General features: G+C 42.1%; 18 protein-coding genes. 10 read left to right on the forward strand and 8 right to left on the reverse strand.

What is annotated here, in order from left to right; translation table 11 throughout:
- Positions 1-185 precede the first annotated feature (185 nt).
- The 3 genes from INP83_RS06360 to INP83_RS06370 form a co-directional block, all read right to left on the reverse strand.
- Complete coding sequence (locus INP83_RS06360; protein WP_219126745.1) at positions 186-599, reverse strand: hypothetical protein; 414 nt, start codon at positions 597-599, stop codon at positions 186-188.
- A gap of 87 nt (positions 600-686) precedes the next feature.
- A complete protein-coding gene (locus INP83_RS06365) occupies positions 687-932 on the reverse strand; it encodes a hypothetical protein (protein ID WP_219126746.1) in 246 nt (81 codons plus the stop codon).
- A gap of 108 nt (positions 933-1,040) precedes the next feature.
- Positions 1,041-1,730 carry an SIMPL domain-containing protein gene (locus tag INP83_RS06370; protein ID WP_146268984.1) on the reverse strand — a complete coding sequence of 230 codons (690 nt, stop codon included), beginning with the start codon at positions 1,728-1,730 and terminating at the stop codon, positions 1,041-1,043.
- Positions 1,731-2,077: 347 nt separating this feature from the next.
- Between INP83_RS06370 and INP83_RS06375 the strand changes: the two genes are divergently transcribed.
- Positions 2,078-3,178, forward strand: a complete 1,101-nt coding sequence (locus tag INP83_RS06375) for a DNA replication/repair protein RecF (protein WP_219126747.1) — start codon at positions 2,078-2,080, stop codon at positions 3,176-3,178.
- Positions 3,171-3,461 carry a DUF721 domain-containing protein gene (locus tag INP83_RS06380; RefSeq protein WP_219126748.1) on the forward strand — a complete coding sequence of 97 codons (291 nt, stop codon included), beginning with the start codon at positions 3,171-3,173 and terminating at the stop codon, positions 3,459-3,461. The genes INP83_RS06375 and INP83_RS06380 overlap by 8 nt, the downstream gene beginning before the upstream one ends.
- Before the next feature lie 4 nt (positions 3,462-3,465).
- On the opposite strand, the gene INP83_RS06385 is transcribed toward INP83_RS06380, so the two are convergent.
- Together INP83_RS06385 and INP83_RS06390 are read right to left on the reverse strand one after the other, a co-directional pair.
- On the reverse strand, positions 3,466-3,666 hold the full coding sequence (locus INP83_RS06385) for a hypothetical protein (RefSeq protein WP_146268981.1): 201 nt from the start codon (positions 3,664-3,666) through the stop codon (positions 3,466-3,468).
- Positions 3,667-3,808: 142 nt separating this feature from the next.
- Positions 3,809-4,228 (reverse strand): nucleoside-diphosphate kinase, encoded by a 420-nt coding sequence (locus INP83_RS06390; protein WP_219126749.1) that lies wholly within the window; start codon positions 4,226-4,228, stop codon positions 3,809-3,811.
- Positions 4,229-4,352: 124 nt separating this feature from the next.
- Between INP83_RS06390 and INP83_RS06395 the strand changes: the two genes are divergently transcribed.
- From INP83_RS06395 to INP83_RS06415, 5 genes are read left to right on the forward strand one after another with little or no spacing between them, the layout of a single operon-like run.
- Entirely contained in the window at positions 4,353-5,363 is a 1,011-nt protein-coding gene (locus INP83_RS06395; RefSeq protein WP_219126750.1) for a bifunctional oligoribonuclease/PAP phosphatase NrnA, read from the forward strand.
- A 14-nt stretch (positions 5,364-5,377) separates the two neighbouring features.
- Positions 5,378-6,343, forward strand: a complete 966-nt coding sequence (locus INP83_RS06400) for an FKBP-type peptidyl-prolyl cis-trans isomerase (protein WP_219126751.1) — start codon at positions 5,378-5,380, stop codon at positions 6,341-6,343.
- 56 nt (positions 6,344-6,399) lie between these two features.
- Positions 6,400-7,386 carry an FKBP-type peptidyl-prolyl cis-trans isomerase gene (locus INP83_RS06405; protein ID WP_219126752.1) on the forward strand — a complete coding sequence of 329 codons (987 nt, stop codon included), beginning with the start codon at positions 6,400-6,402 and terminating at the stop codon, positions 7,384-7,386.
- Positions 7,387-7,436: 50 nt separating this feature from the next.
- On the forward strand, positions 7,437-8,204 hold the full coding sequence (locus tag INP83_RS06410; protein WP_219126753.1) for a TatD family hydrolase: 768 nt from the start codon (positions 7,437-7,439) through the stop codon (positions 8,202-8,204).
- Between the two features lie 39 nt (positions 8,205-8,243).
- Positions 8,244-9,263 carry an asparaginase gene (locus tag INP83_RS06415; RefSeq protein WP_146268975.1) on the forward strand — a complete coding sequence of 340 codons (1,020 nt, stop codon included), beginning with the start codon at positions 8,244-8,246 and terminating at the stop codon, positions 9,261-9,263.
- A gap of 109 nt (positions 9,264-9,372) precedes the next feature.
- Here the strand turns inward: INP83_RS06415 and INP83_RS06420 are convergent, their stop codons facing one another.
- Together INP83_RS06420 and INP83_RS06425 are read right to left on the reverse strand one after the other, a co-directional pair.
- On the reverse strand, positions 9,373-10,083 hold the full coding sequence (locus tag INP83_RS06420) for a LytTR family DNA-binding domain-containing protein (RefSeq protein ID WP_219126754.1): 711 nt from the start codon (positions 10,081-10,083) through the stop codon (positions 9,373-9,375).
- The gene (locus INP83_RS06425) at positions 10,080-11,096 is read right to left on the reverse strand and encodes a sensor histidine kinase (RefSeq protein ID WP_146268973.1); all 1,017 of its coding nucleotides are present in this window, start codon (positions 11,094-11,096) and stop codon (positions 10,080-10,082) included. The genes INP83_RS06420 and INP83_RS06425 overlap by 4 nt, the downstream gene beginning before the upstream one ends.
- 219 nt (positions 11,097-11,315) lie before the next feature.
- Between INP83_RS06425 and INP83_RS06430 the strand changes: the two genes are divergently transcribed.
- The gene (locus tag INP83_RS06430; RefSeq protein WP_146268972.1) at positions 11,316-12,122 is read left to right on the forward strand and encodes a hypothetical protein; all 807 of its coding nucleotides are present in this window, start codon (positions 11,316-11,318) and stop codon (positions 12,120-12,122) included.
- Positions 12,123-12,130: 8 nt separating this feature from the next.
- Here INP83_RS06430 and INP83_RS06435 read toward each other — a convergent pair whose 3' ends face one another.
- A complete protein-coding gene (locus INP83_RS06435; protein WP_146268971.1) occupies positions 12,131-12,691 on the reverse strand; it encodes a cysteine hydrolase family protein in 561 nt (186 codons plus the stop codon).
- Between the two features lie 245 nt (positions 12,692-12,936).
- Here INP83_RS06435 and INP83_RS06440 point away from each other — a divergent pair, with 245 nt between their 5' ends.
- Both INP83_RS06440 and INP83_RS06445 read left to right on the forward strand, forming a co-directional pair.
- Complete coding sequence (locus INP83_RS06440; RefSeq protein WP_255563265.1) at positions 12,937-14,214, forward strand: BamA/TamA family outer membrane protein; 1,278 nt, start codon at positions 12,937-12,939, stop codon at positions 14,212-14,214.
- Between the two features lie 8 nt (positions 14,215-14,222).
- The gene (locus INP83_RS06445; protein WP_146268969.1) at positions 14,223-14,582 is read left to right on the forward strand and encodes a hypothetical protein; all 360 of its coding nucleotides are present in this window, start codon (positions 14,223-14,225) and stop codon (positions 14,580-14,582) included.
- The last annotated feature ends 68 nt before the right edge of the window (positions 14,583-14,650 follow it).

Raw genomic sequence — 14,650 nt, forward strand, 5'->3', positions numbered from 1 at the left:
TCGAAACAGGGCTTAGAGGCCATGCTTTAGAGCATGCAAGTTTAACAGCATTTTATTATAAATGTGTTACAGCGGTGTAAAATGATTGTGGCAGAGGCGCCGGGGCCAATTGAATGCATCAACAGCGTCGGCGTCATCGCGCGGAACGAAGCAGAATTACCTTATAAAATAGAGTTTAAGATAAGTTAGTTACCTACACCAGCCACCCACTTCAATAATGAAGCATCGATGATGTTATTGATGGCGTTAAGAGTAGCATTGCTTTTAGATTCCTTCTTCAGGTCGTCATGATAGATCAGGTGATCAACGCCTAAAACTTTAAGGGTAGAATCAGCACGCGGACTTTCTTTTTGCTTGTAGCAGCAGATCTTAATGTTTTTGTAGAAAACATTTGATTGTAAACGGCGCAGCACTCGTTCCATATGATCGCCCATGTGTGCATGGTCAAACAATATCACGTGGGGCTTAAGCTCGTGTATGGTTGGGAATATCGTGGTAATAGCTGAAATATGTTTAACGTTATCGTACTCGGCCAGTAACTGGTCGGGGAATATGCTCGGCGCTACCAAAAGAACTTTTTTGGAACGGGTACGTATCATGGTCAACTAATTAAGGGGTTTGTAAAGATAAAACGTATCTTTTACAATGTCAACCATTTATACGCACAAGTGGGCAAAAGGATACTGTTAATGTACAGGTCGGGCATCTGCAGTATCAACTGCGCTCCGGCCAGATGGATCTGCATTACCGCCGTTCATCTTACCGCTATCATTCTTGGTACTGTCGGCAGCCTTTGTGTTGTTAGGGTCGCCGGTGCCTGCTTTTGCAACGGTATCTTTTGTTCCGCCAAGCGTTGCATTGCTGCGATCGCCACAGGCAGTTAATGTTGCAGAAAGTATTAGTACAACTGCTATATATTTTAAAGCTTTCATTGGGCCGTTTGGTTTGTTAGTTATTATTTAACATGCCCCTAAACCAAATGTTTGCAACAAAAAACGGCGGACCATAAAGCCCGCCGTTTAACTTATATATTGATCTGATTATTTTATCTCGAAAATAGCATTGATCTGGAAGCTCAGTTTGATCTTACGTACATCAATGTCAGACTCAGGCGTAGCATCACCAGCCATATTGGCCTTTGCCATAAACATTACGTTACGTGGCTGTGGGAAGTTGCTGTTGTCGCTTTCGGTGATGTTGAGTGCGCTTCCAAGTTTATCGCCCAGGCCGTTAACTAAAAATGCTGCCTTATCGCGTGCAGATAATAAAGCTTGTAGCTTAAGCTTGTTTTTGATCTCGTTTATTTTAGAGTAATCGTAACTATCGATGTTTGTAGATTGTATGCCTTTTGCATCAAGTTTGGCAATTATCTGGTTAAACTTGTTTAGGTCATGAAATTTGATTCCATAGGTTTTGCTCGCCAGAAAGTCCGGGTTCTTTTTCTTTTCGGTTGTATAGTTCCATGATGACAGGCTGTTAACGGTAAAATCTTCTTTAGGGATACCTGCCTGCGCAACGGCTTTTTCCAGTTGCTGCTCTAATTGTGTAATGGTTACTTTGGTTTTGCCATTCATGTATTCTTTAAGCGAAATACTAACGTTGATAATATCTGGTGTAACCTCCTGCTCGGCAGTGCCGGTAACTTCAATTTTGCGGCGTAGGTCGGCGCTTTGTGCAAAGGCGCCAAGGCTGGTTAATGCGAATACGGCTAATAAAACAAATTTTTTCATAGTACTTAGTGTTTGTTATGTAGATATTATTACGGCAATAAAGTTTAATATGAAACAGAAAAAAATAATATATATGGCTTTAAACTGATGAGTGAGGATTGTGTTTGATGCCCTCTCTAAATTGCGAAGCATTCATTAACATCCATAATGATCACTCGTGAATAATCTTTCCGGATAGCGGAGATTTTCAACACATTTTACTCACCCCAACATCGCTACGTTTGTTGACTCTCTCTTCGCGGCCCGAAAAGAGAGTAAGTTGCTTAGAAAAATCACCCCCTCTTTGCGAAGCAGAGAAGGGGCAGGGGGAGAGTCCCAAATAAAAACTGTAAATTTGGTCTCTCACTATGTACCTGCAACACCTCTCTTTTATCAACTTTAAAAATTACGCCGAAGCAGAGCTATCACTCGCCGAAGGGGTAAATGCTTTTGTTGGTAATAACGGGGCTGGCAAAACCAATTTGCTTGATGCGGTGCATTACCTTTCGCTTTGCAAGAGCTACTTTAACCCTATAGATAGTCAGCAGATAAAACAGGGCGCTGATTTCTTTATGATCAACGGGACGTTTCAGAAAAACGGCGGAAAAGAAGTGGTTGCCTGCGGTGTTAAGCGTAATCAAAAAAAACAATTTAAGCGAAATAAAAAGGATTACCAGCGACTTGCTGATCACATCGGACTGTTGCCTTTGGTGATGATCTCTCCATACGATATAAGCATCATTATAGAGGGTAGTGAAGAACGCCGTAAGTTTATAGACAATGTGATTTCGCAAACGGATAGCAAATATCTGGATGAACTGATAGCTTATAACAAGGTTTTAGCTAACCGCAACAGTCTCCTAAAGCAAATTGCAGATACCGGCCGCTATGACCCGGAACTGCTAAGTATTTATGATGAGCAACTGGTATCATCAGGCACGCGCATATTTGAGAAACGCCGTGTGTTTATGGATGCCTTCACGGAAATATTTAACCGCCATTACCAGTTTCTAAGTCAGGATGCTGAGCGTGTTGAGCTGGCTTATGAGTCGCCCTTGTTGCAGGATAACTTTGCCACTCTGCTAAAAAAAAATATGGAGCGCGACAGGATATTGGAGCGTACGTCCCTGGGTATCCATCGCGACGATCTGCAGTTTAACATTCATGGTATGGCCATGAAAAAGTTTGGCTCTCAGGGCCAGCAGAAATCGTTTTTAATAGCCCTTAAACTTGCCCAGTATACATTTTTAACGCAAACAAAAGGCTTTAAGCCGCTACTGTTATTAGATGATATTTTTGATAAGCTTGATGATAACCGCGTTACCAAACTGATGCAAATGGTATCAAACAATAACTTTGGGCAGGTTTTTATAACCGATACCAGTATGGAACGGGTGCAGGCTATTTTTGAAAAAATAAATGTTGAGGTGAAATTATTTAAGGTAACGGAGGGTAACATAGATGCGTAAGGCTAACGATAAATCTATCAAGGATGCCATTGAGCAAATGCTTAATGTTTATAAGATAAAACGCCGTTTTGATGAAACCCATGTGGTAGCTGCCTGGCCTGATATTGTGGGCAAAAGCGTTGCTAACCGTACTAAAGAATTGTTTATAAGAGATAGAAAGCTATTTCTCCGTATCGAATCATCAGTTATCAAAAATGAACTGGTAATGATGCGCCAGCAGATCATTCAGAAAATAAACGATGAAGCTAAAAGTACTTTGGTTGATGATATAATCTTTTTGTAAAAGATTATCTGCTGCGTGAGTAGCGTAAACGATGGCTTACTTTACGGAAGCTATCATCCATTATCTGCGAGAAAGCCAAAAGGAAAATACCGGGGAAAATAAAGGCAAACTGCGCTTCTGGGTGGTTACGAAAAATATCCATTGAAGCAACTACGATACTTACGATAATGATGGAGTAAATAACATATTTGAATACTAACTTCATGGTAATTGGCTTTCGTAAAACGCAGACTATCTTTGCGTTGTAAAGATAAAAAATCAACTTTAACAAAACAAATTAAAATATGTTAAAAAGGGTTGCAACGCATTTGGTTACAACCCTTTGTTTTGTAAAGTGCCTTTAACGCTTAGAAACGCTCAAATGCAGAGAAAAAGAAGTTGCCTTCGATCTCGGCATTTTCATCAGAATCAGATCCGTGGATGGCGTTTGCATCAATTGATTTTGCAAAACGGTTGCGAATAGTACCTTCTTCTGCCTTGCTTGGGTCGGTAGCACCGATAAGTTTACGGAAATCTTCAATAGCGTTATCTTTTTCAAGTATAGCTGCTACAATTGGGCCTGATGACATAAAGCCAACAAGATCATTAAAGAAACCACGCTCTTTGTGCACCGCGTAAAATTCGCCGGCTTTTTCTGCAGGCAGTGCAGTATACTTAAGGGCTACAATTTTAAAGCCTGCTTTAGTGATCTGATCAAGTATTGCACCAATGTGGCCGTTTGCTACCGCATCGGGCTTTATCATTGTAAATGTTCTGTTAGTTGCCATGTAAATCTACGTTGTATTTGAGGGCGCAAAATTAGCGTTTTATAACTGAAACCTAAAGCTTTTGCTTTAAATATAGTGCGCGTATTTGATTAATTTATTTAGCTTTGCCTTTCTTTAAAAATTGATGTTGGATTTAGCCTCGCTTACAGATTTCTTATCCCAGCCCCGCAAAGTAGTGATCACCACCCATCATAAACCTGATGGCGATGCTATGGGCTCATCATTAGGGATGTACAATTATCTGATACAGCAAGGCCACCATGCAAAGGTGATAACCCCAACAGATTACCCCGATTTTCTTACCTGGATGCCGGGTAACGAAGAAGTAACCATCTTTACAGAAAACCAGGAACTATCAGCTCAATTGGTAGCAGAGGCTGAGATTATTTTTTGCCTTGACTTTAATTCATTAAACCGAATTAACGAACTGGGCGAACTGGTTAGGGCGAGCAATGCTTACAAGGTAATGATAGACCATCACCTGGAGCCTGAAGATTTTGATGATTACCGCCATTGGGACATCAAAGCTTGCGCTGCTGCGCAACTGGTATACACATTTATTGCAGATCAGTTAAATAACAAGGCACTTATCAATAAAGACGTAGCTACTTGTTTGTACACCGGCATCATGACGGATTCCGGATCATTCAGGTTACCAAATACCACATCAGAAGTACACCGCATAGCTGCAGAACTGATAGACGCCGGCGCAAATAACTCCCGCATCCATGAGCTGGTTTATAACAGCGCATCTGAAAATCGTTTGCGCTTTTTAGGCTACTGCCTGGCTAATTGTTTAGAGATATTGCCTGAATATAATACCGCAATAATTGCTGTAAGCAAACAAGATATCCAGCGTTTTGACGTTAATACCGGCGATACCGAGGGTATTGTTAACTACGCTTTGTCAATAGCGAGCATACGTTTAGCAGCTTTCATTGTAGACAGATCTGAGAAAGTTAAATTATCCCTGCGCTCAAAAGATGAATTCCCGGCTAACGAGATCTGTAAAAAATACTTTGCCGGCGGTGGTCACCGCAATGCGGCTGGCGGGCAGTCTGACGAATCTTTGGAAGCAACCGTAGAGAAATTTAAATCTATTTTACCCTCTTATAAAAAACTATTAATACAGTAACATTAAAAACAGAAATGAGAAAGAACTTAATGATAATGGCAGTTGCCGCCCTGGCATTTGCAGGTTGTAAAAGCGGTTTTAAACAAGCCGACGGCGGTTTGCTTTACAGCTTCCGTACAGATAAAACCGGTGCTACCATTAAAGAAGGCGATTTTGTAAGTGCAGACCTGGTTCTGAAAAACGAAGCAGATTCTGTGATGGGCAGTACTTATGATATGGGCCGCCCTGCACCGCTTATCTACCAAAAACCACAACGTAAAGGTGATATCACTTCTATATTCCCGTTATTGAGCGAAGGCGATAGCGTAACCATTAAAGTGAATATTGATTCAATGTTTACAAAAGGCCAGCCAAAACCTCCGGGTCTTAAAGGTAAATACCTTATTTATGAAGTCAAAGTTCAAAAAGTAATTGCCAAAGGCGGCGCAAGTGATCCTGTTTTCCAAAAACATATCAGCGATTACTTCCAGGCGCAAAAAGAGGCAATGTTGAAAAAAGAACCTGCCGCTATGAACAAGTATGTTGTTGATAAAAAGCTGAATGTTACCAAAACAGCATCTGGTATTATGTACCAGATTACCAAACCGGGTAGCGGCCCAAACATCCAGGTTGGTGATACAGCAGTGTTAAACTATACCGGCAGATTGTTGAATGGTAAAGTATTTGACAGCAGCTTACCAGAGGAAACTAAAAAGATAAAAGGTTATGATCCTCGCCGTAAACCGGAGCCAATTAAAGTTAAGGTTGGAGCAGGCAATGTTATCAAAGGCTGGGACGAAGGCTTGTTGTTGCTAAATAAAGGTGCAAAAGCAACTTTTGTTATCCCATCAGAGCTTGGCTATGGCGAGCAAGGCATAGGTAATGGCGTTATACCAGCATACGCTCCGCTTACATTTGATGTGGAGATCCTTAATATTATCAAAACCGATCCTAACGCACCAAAGGCTACGCAGCCAATGATGATGCCGCAGGGAAGATAGTTAGTTATTTAATTTACAGCCTCCCGGCAAACCGGGGGGCTTTTTTTATTTAAAAAATGAAGAAGATAGTTTATCTGCTGGCATTAACAGCTTTAACGTTTAACGCGTCAGCACAATTCAAAAAGGCTGATAACGGCGTTCAGTACCAGATCATTTCGCAAACGCCAGGTCGTAAGCTGGCCCCTAATGATGTTATTACATTTAACGTTGTGCAAAAGAACGATAAGGATTCTGTTCTTTTCAGCACGTACAAACAGGGACAACCGGTAAAAACTCAGATCAGGGCAACCAATAATCCGGCAGACCTGATGAATATTTTTACGCTGATGAGCGTGAACGATAGTGCATGTGTAAAAGTGCCGGTAGACTCCATATTTAAAGGGCACGAAGAACAAATGCCGCCTAACTTTAAAAAAGGTAGTGATGTGGTTTTTAATCTTAAAATATTAAAAGCTCAAACCCTTGAAGAGGCAATGGCGGAGCGTAATGCTGCCATGGCAAAAATTAAGGCTGAAGTTGAAAAGCGCAAAGTAGAAGAAGCCGGTTTATTAGCTAAATATATAGCGGACAATAAATTGTCGCCTAAGACAACGGCATCTGGATTAAAATATATTGTAAGAGAGGCTGGTGCAAAACCAAAGCCGCTTAACGGCGATACCGTATTTGTTAATTATACAGGTCGCACTATTGATGGTAAGGTTTTCGACAGCAGTATTGAGGCTGATGCAAAGGCAGCAGGTTTGCAGCAGCCCGGTCGTTCTTACGAACCTATCAGTTTTGCATTGGGTTCGCACCGCGTTATCCCCGGATGGGAAGAAGGGCTTGCCTTGTTAAATGAAGGTTCTAAAGCAATGTTCCTTATTCCGTCTAACCTGGGTTATGGCGACCGCGCCATGGGCGATGATATTAAGCCATACTCAACACTGATCTTTGATCTTGAACTGGTGAAAGTAGTAAGGGTTAAACATGCACCAGCCGCTAAAACATCTGTGAAAAAGAAAACCAGCTTAAGGAAGCGACCTACAACCAGGAAGAAAAGTTAAAATGACACATCAAAAGCCTTCGGTAACGAAGGCTTTTTTATTTTTGTACCATGGTATTAATAGATACACATACCCATTTATATTACGAGGCAGATGAAGCCAAACGCGATGAGCTGATGCTGCGCTGCAAGCAAAATAACATCGACAGGCTGTTTTTGCCTAACGTTGACGCTGCATCTGTACCACTGATGTTTGATCTGCTAAAGGCTTATCCGGATAACTGTTACCCTATGCTGGGTTTACACCCATGTTCGGTAAAAGAGAATTGGGAAGAGGAACTTGCGGTGATACAGCCTGCTATTCATCAGCATAAAATATATGCTATAGGCGAAATAGGTATTGATCTGTACTGGGATAAAACTTTCCTTGCCGAACAGATACAAGCCTTTAAGCTGCAGATTAAGTGGGCCAAAGCCTTGAACCTACCCATTGTGATACATTGCCGTGATGCCTTTGATGAGGTGTACCAGGTTTTACTTGATGAGCAGGACGATAAACTGCGTGGCATATTCCATTGCTTTAGCGGTACCCTTGAACAGGCCCACAAAATAATTGATCTGAGTTTTTATCTGGGTATTGGCGGCGTGGTTACTTACAAGAATGCCGGACTGGACAAAGTGGTTGAACAGATAGATCTGAAACACATTGTTTTAGAAACTGATTCGCCATATTTAACACCGGTGCCTTACCGCGGTAAACCTAACGAAAGTTCGTACCTGATATATGTTGCCCAAAAAGTTGCCGACCTGCATAAAACCTTTGTTGAAGAAGTGGCTGAAATTACCACAGCCAATTCAAAGGCCGTTTTTGGCATATAATAACTATATTTACCGCCGTTAACCCCGAAATAATCCTAAATGAGCCAGATCCTGATCATCTATACCGGAGGGACAATCGGTATGATGAGCGACCCTGTTACAAAAGCACTGGTACCCATTAACTTTGAACAGATAATGGACAACGTGCCCGAGCTTGAAAAGCTTAATTGTAAAATCAAAGTCCACTCGTTTGAGCAGATCATCGATTCATCAAACATGAATCCTCAGATTTGGGGTGAATTGGCAGCACTCATCGAAGCTAATTATGAAGAGGTTGATGGCTTTGTAATCCTGCATGGCTCTGACACCATGGCCTACACGGCATCGGCTTTGAGCTTTATGCTGCAAAATTTAAATAAGCCGGTTATTTTCACCGGGTCGCAATTGCCTATCAGCGCGGTACGTACTGATGCTAAGGAAAACCTGATGACGGCTATTGAAATAGCAAAAGCAAAAAAGAACGACCGCTCGCGTGTGCCGGAGGTTTGTATCTATTTCGATTATAAACTTTTCCGCGGCAACCGTGCCTTTAAATATAACTCATCAAAGTTCGAGGCATTCCGCTCACCAAATTATCCGATATTGGCAGAATCTGGTGTACACTTGCGTTTCAGTGTAAATGATATTCGCCAGCCGGGCGAAGGTCCGCTTAAGATCCATAACCACATGGTTAGCGATGTTGCTGTGCTTAAACTTTACCCCGGAATTGGTCCCAAGGTGGTTGAAGCCGTTGTGAATGCCGATGTACGTGGCATCGTAATGGAGACCTTTGGCGCCGGTAATACCACAACCGACCAGTGGTTTGTTGACCTGCTGAAGAACGCCATCGACTCGGGCAAAGTGATATTGGATATCTCGCAGTGTAAAGTAGGTTCGGTTGAGCTTGGCCGCTACGAGACCAGCAAACAGCTTAAAGATATTGGCGTAGCCAGCGGTTACGACATGACCTTTGAAGCTGCTGTTACCAAAATGATGTACTTACTGGGCGAAGTCATCGACCCGGTAGAAGTAAGGCGCTGCCTTGAAAAAGATCTTAGGGGAGAGCTTACGGAGTCATAAGACCGCTTTTTCGTTTCATTGCGGCGGGCAGTGTTCACGTTCACGGCATGAACACTCGTGAACACCGTGAACGCTGACAGGATTTTGTCAGTATAATTTGCGATTACTTTCAAAACATCCTCTTGGTCACAACTTCCATAAACCCGTCCCTGAATTTATCACTTACAGGTATTTGCTTGCTGCCAATATAAATGTGGTTGTCTTGTACCTTGCTGAGTAAACTCGTGTTAACGATGTAAGAATTGTGCACCCGGACGAAAGGCGGCTGTAATTGCGCTTCTATTTCTTTTAATCTGCGGTACACTAACAACTCTTCTTTGTTGGTTACCAAACGAACATATTCTTTCTCTCCTTCAAAGTAGAGCACTTCGTCAAGTGATATCCGGCTTAAAACCTTGCCAGATTTGATGAAAAAATAATTGTTGTTAATTTGATCGGGTAATTCGGCAGGTGGGGTGTTCGTTGTAAAGGCAGCTTCTATTTTTTGTGTTGCCGCTAAAAAGCGTTTAAGCGTAATAGGTTTAAGCAGGTAATCAATGGTTTTAAACGAATAGCTATCGGCAGCATGTTCGGCATATGCTGTTGTGAAAACTATTTTAATTGAAGTAGGTAATAATGCGGCTAACTCCATGCCCGTTAGGTGGGGCATATTAATGTCCAGAAATACAAAATCGACCTGCTTCTCTTTTAAAAAGGCTAATGCCTCTAAGGCATCATAACACTTGCCCATCAGTTGCCAGTGGGTAGTTTGAGCTATCAAAACTTCCAGCAGGTATACCGCGTTGGGTTCATCGTCAATAATTAAACACTTTAAACTCATGCCAGCGGGATATTTAGCTTTGCCCTAAATTCTTTACCTAAGTTAGAGGTAGTCAGTTCAAAATTGTTACCGTACAAAAGTGACAGCCGCTTATGCAAGTTACTTAGCCCAAATCCCGAGGAGTTTTTCGCAGAATGTTGTGCGGGGATGTTGTTGGCTACAGTATATAACAGCCTTTCGTCCTGATAAATTAATGTGATAATGCATTTATTATTAGCGCTGCTTTTATCAATACCGTGCTTAAATACGTTCTCAATAAATGTCATCAGCAACATAGGAGGTACACTAACATCAGGGAAATTCTCTTTAATGATCTCAATCTCTACGCCGTAGCGTATCCTTATTTTTTCTAACGCGATGTAGTTCTCAATAAAACCGATCTCTGTTGAAAGGCTTACCTTATCTTTACGACTCTCATCAACAAAATATCGCATGATCTCCGATAGCTTTTCTATCAACCCCGCCGTACGGGGCGACTCCAGGTAAGCCTCGTAGTAAATATTATTAAGCGTATTGAATAAAAAATGGGGCTGTACCTGTGATTTTAGCAGGTTGAGCTCTGCCTGCTTTTTTTGAGCGATGATCGCGTCTGATTGCTGTTTTAGCACAAAATAAGCTATGGCTATCCTGAAAATAAAGCTAAGCAAAAACACCATAACGCCGCCCAGTACAAAGGTGAGGATAGCTTTGTTGCTCATTGGCTCGGGGTGTTTGGCAAACAGCGTGTTGTAAATATGCATAGTTACAAACGCCCGGATAAACCCCATACCCGCCAGGAAAATTATCACCGCGGCTATGTAAAGCACGATTTTCCCCTTCTGATACAACCGGGGGAAAAACAGCAGGATGTTGCCGTACACAATGGCCGCGTAGAAAGCACTGTTAAGCAACGCATAAACTGCTGCCTGCAGCATACCATCCATAGCTGTTAGCGACAAGAAAAGTACCAGGTATACAAATCCCCATATCATCCATTGCAGTTGCGATAATGTAGGCTTTGGCTTAAATAACATCCTTAAAAATATGAAGCTTTATTTGGCAGACGGTGCTATTTAAACAGAGCACCTTCTTTTTTAAACTATAGACCATTTTTCTTCAATAATGTTACCGCAATGCCACTTATTGAAAGTTGCTGCCCATCTGTTAGAAATACCGGGCGAGAGGTTGATTTGAATATTTTGATTGCACGCTAAGCCGCAGTTTTGTGCCATAATAAAAACCTATCATAACAAATGAAAGCAACAACCATTACACTATTAGGCCTGGCGGCAATTCTGCTATTTTCGGCTAAGTCACAGATGGCACACGCACAGGTAGATACCATTCGTGTTAATGATCACCGTTTAAATACTGCTGCATTGAAACCCGGCTTGCGGCAGTACCTCGTTTATTTCCAAAATACAAAAATCCCCAAGATGTTAAGATTTTGGTTTTGGCTCCGCGATACTAAAATAGGCCAGCGAAACGGCGAAAAAGTTTTTGCTACCACACAGCATTGGTATGGCAGTGATACCATCAGCTACCGTAGCGGTTACTCAATAAATCGCGCATCTGATTTTGCACCGGTCTACCACTCTGAAGTCATTAACGGAAAAATGGGTGCTTACAACTGGTTTGCTGATAAAGTTACAGGTGCTGATAGTATTGCCACCAATACCAAAAAGGATTTTAAACTTGAATTTGATAAGCCCTGTTTTAATTGGAATTTGGACATAGAAACATTTGAGATGCTGCCACTTGAGGCAGGTAAAACCTTTGCCATTAACTTTTACGATGCAGGTTTTGGCAAACCAACATTTGTTAATTACAAGGTAACCGGCAGCGAGGTATTGTTAACCTACAACGGACAAAAGATAGATTGTTGGAAACTCTTTAACGAAAGTGATAACGCAGGCAGGCACTTTACGCAAACATTTTGGATAAGTAAAAAAGCCCACGAGTTTTTGAAGGAGGAAGACAGCTTCCCTGGTGGCTATCGTTACAAGGTAAAAATGCCGGCCGCCGCTGCAGATATTTCATCAAGATTTCAAAAGCCGTAAACCGGAGATCAATCTAATCCTTCGCACCATTCATCAATAGTTTTCATTCCGGCTTGCCGTGGGAATACTTTGGTTAAAAGTACACGGTGGGTTTCCTCATCGGCATCAAAACAACCGTCGGCAAGTATGGTAAGTTGAAGATCTTTATCTGCAGCTTCTCTCGTGGTGGATAATACTACACCACTGGTTGATACTCCCGCCAGCACCAAATGCTTTACGTTTAAACCGCGCAATACTACATCAAGGTCGCTGCCGGTGAAAGCGCTAAAGCGTTTTTTGTAAACGATTATGTCGCCCGTCTGGGGCGCAACGTCCGGATGAATATTTGCAAAATCAGGATTATCAAACCGTGAGCGCGCAGCGTCAAAAAATTGGTTGTTGCTGCTTACTTCGGGCGTACCGGGCCTAAATGATAATGCCACATAAATAACAGGTATCTGATGAGCGCGCGCTGCATTTGCCGCTTTGTTTACGCGGTCAAGCAATTCAGCCAACTTGTCGTTGGGCATACCGGCTAATATTGCAGGTTGCAGGTCCATCAATAATAAAGCTGTATTTGCTGTTGCCATGGTTATATTAATATTATTAACATAACGCTAAAAGCGTACTGCTGTTGGATGTGCGGCAGAAAATCATGCTATTGTTACGATAATTGTGCAACAAACCTTGGTGAAGGTCTGTTAAATGTCAAAAACTAAACTATGTGTAACTTTGCACAAAATAAGATGTTACCATTACCTAAAACAAAGCTGCTTTGAGTAAAAATCTTACATACTTGCTCTCAAAAAAAATATTAGGTGTTATCAGCACTGTAATGATGGTTTTGATTACCAACATTACTTATGGGCAAATAACACCAGCAGATACGATTAAGGCCGATTCATTACAGAAGATTGCTAAGATCAAAAAGAACAATAATACTGCCGGGCAATATGATGTGGGCGATCTGTTTAAATACCTTTTCCATCCCCATAGAAAACCCGACTCCGTTAAGAAGAAAGCATCGGGTATTACCATTATCCCTAACATCGCATCAAACCCCAGCATTGGTACGCAAATAGGTATAAAGGCAGTAGCGGGCAGGGTATTGGGAAATAACCCAAATACGCTGATGTCTGTAGCGGCTACCTCGGCATCCATCACTACTAAAAACATCATCTATTTTTATCTTACACATAACATTTATACGCCGGGTAACAAGTGGAATTTTCAGGGTAGTTTAGTTGCTGCCAAGACTGTTACGCCTGATTTCGGCCTTGGCATAGGGCGTGGCGCAAATGATGGTAACCCCGAAGATCTTATCCTTACCAACCCGGGCAGAAAGCCCTATGTGCTTAACGCGCAGTATTACAGTTTTCGCGAGAAGGTTTATAAACAGATAGATAAAGGCTTGTTTGTTGGGGCAGGTGTTTCGTTTGATGTGCGCCGGAAGATCTATGATAAGAACAACGCGGATTCCGTATTAACGCCTTACCGCATCTACAACCAGCGCAACGGTTTTGAGAACGATCATTATGCCTCAAATGGATTTTTAGCCAATATACAATACACTACCCGCGACAACCAGAACCGTGCATATACCGGTATTTATGCCGATGCAGGGGTAAGGGTAAATCAAACCTGGATGGGTAGTACAAAAAATGCTGTTCAATTTAATACCGATTTTAGAAAGTATTTCAGCCTGTCTGAAACCAATCCCGAACATGTGCTGGCTTTCTGGAACTGGACATCATTTGTAGTGGGTGGCGCACTCCCTTACCTCGAATTATCCGGTACCGGCAGGGACGCCAACTTCCGCAGCGGCAGGGGCTATACTGTTACTTACTTTAAGGGGACGCAATATTTCTACTCAGAGATGGAATATCGTTTCCCGATAACGAGAAACAAATTCCTGAGCGGTGTTACATTCTTTAATATCCAGAGCGCTAATGATGATCTGGGGACAAAACTATTTGATGTTTGGCAGCCCGGCGGCGGTGCGGGTTTACGCGTGCTATTTAATAAAGCCACCCGTACCAACCTTTGTATAGATTATGCCTGGGGTAAATACGGTGCCCGCGGTTTGTTTCTTGGTTTAAACGAGGCTTTCTAAATACTGATATGATCAAAGCTTACCTACTTACTACCGGTGACGACGGTCACTCGCACGTGCAAACCGGCCATTTAACCGATGCTGTATTTTACGATGCCAAAAGCATCAGCTTTAAAGAAACTGCACCTCATTCGTTTTTAGACTGGCACACCGCCCCAACCAACCAATATGTAATATGCTTAACAGGTACGCTCGATTTTGAAACGCATACTGGTGAAAAGTTTACGCTTCATCCCGGCGAGGTACTCATTGCTAAGGATACCACAGGTACCGGCCATGTTTGGCATATGCAGGGGCAGGATCCATGGCGACGGGTTTATGTACCCTTTGATGAAACAGAAGGGTTTAATTTTAAAGCAGACGAATAAAAATTTAGCAGTATTTATTAAATATCAGCACAGCGGCCTTAGAGCCGTTTTTTTATTACCAGTACTTT

This window comes from Mucilaginibacter sp. 21P (genome assembly GCF_019331605.1).
Lineage (GTDB): Bacteria > Bacteroidota > Bacteroidia > Sphingobacteriales > Sphingobacteriaceae > Mucilaginibacter > Mucilaginibacter achroorhodeus.

Bases quoted from the DNA above. Each gene is read 5' to 3' on its own strand.
- INP83_RS06445 (WP_146268969.1), top strand. From the start codon at position 14,223: ATGATCAAAGCTTACCTACTTACTACCGGTGACGACGGTCACTCGCAC.
- INP83_RS06430 (WP_146268972.1), top strand. From the start codon at position 11,316: ATGAAAGCAACAACCATTACACTATTAGGCCTGGCGGCAATTCTGCTA.
- INP83_RS06385 (WP_146268981.1), bottom strand. From the start codon at position 3,666: ATGAAGTTAGTATTCAAATATGTTATTTACTCCATCATTATCGTAAGT.
- INP83_RS06440 (WP_255563265.1), top strand. From the start codon at position 12,937: ATGATGGTTTTGATTACCAACATTACTTATGGGCAAATAACACCAGCA.
- INP83_RS06360 (WP_219126745.1), bottom strand. From the start codon at position 599: ATGATACGTACCCGTTCCAAAAAAGTTCTTTTGGTAGCGCCGAGCATA.
- INP83_RS06395 (WP_219126750.1), top strand. From the start codon at position 4,353: ATGTTGGATTTAGCCTCGCTTACAGATTTCTTATCCCAGCCCCGCAAA.
- INP83_RS06370 (WP_146268984.1), bottom strand. From the start codon at position 1,730: ATGAAAAAATTTGTTTTATTAGCCGTATTCGCATTAACCAGCCTTGGC.
- INP83_RS06375 (WP_219126747.1), top strand. From the start codon at position 2,078: ATGTACCTGCAACACCTCTCTTTTATCAACTTTAAAAATTACGCCGAA.
- INP83_RS06380 (WP_219126748.1), top strand. From the start codon at position 3,171: ATGCGTAAGGCTAACGATAAATCTATCAAGGATGCCATTGAGCAAATG.
- INP83_RS06435 (WP_146268971.1), bottom strand. From the start codon at position 12,691: ATGGCAACAGCAAATACAGCTTTATTATTGATGGACCTGCAACCTGCA.
- INP83_RS06420 (WP_219126754.1), bottom strand. From the start codon at position 10,083: ATGAGTTTAAAGTGTTTAATTATTGACGATGAACCCAACGCGGTATAC.
- INP83_RS06405 (WP_219126752.1), top strand. From the start codon at position 6,400: ATGAAGAAGATAGTTTATCTGCTGGCATTAACAGCTTTAACGTTTAAC.
- INP83_RS06410 (WP_219126753.1), top strand. From the start codon at position 7,437: ATGGTATTAATAGATACACATACCCATTTATATTACGAGGCAGATGAA.
- INP83_RS06425 (WP_146268973.1), bottom strand. From the start codon at position 11,096: ATGTTATTTAAGCCAAAGCCTACATTATCGCAACTGCAATGGATGATA.
- INP83_RS06390 (WP_219126749.1), bottom strand. From the start codon at position 4,228: ATGGCAACTAACAGAACATTTACAATGATAAAGCCCGATGCGGTAGCA.
- INP83_RS06365 (WP_219126746.1), bottom strand. From the start codon at position 932: ATGAAAGCTTTAAAATATATAGCAGTTGTACTAATACTTTCTGCAACA.
- INP83_RS06400 (WP_219126751.1), top strand. From the start codon at position 5,378: ATGAGAAAGAACTTAATGATAATGGCAGTTGCCGCCCTGGCATTTGCA.
- INP83_RS06415 (WP_146268975.1), top strand. From the start codon at position 8,244: ATGAGCCAGATCCTGATCATCTATACCGGAGGGACAATCGGTATGATG.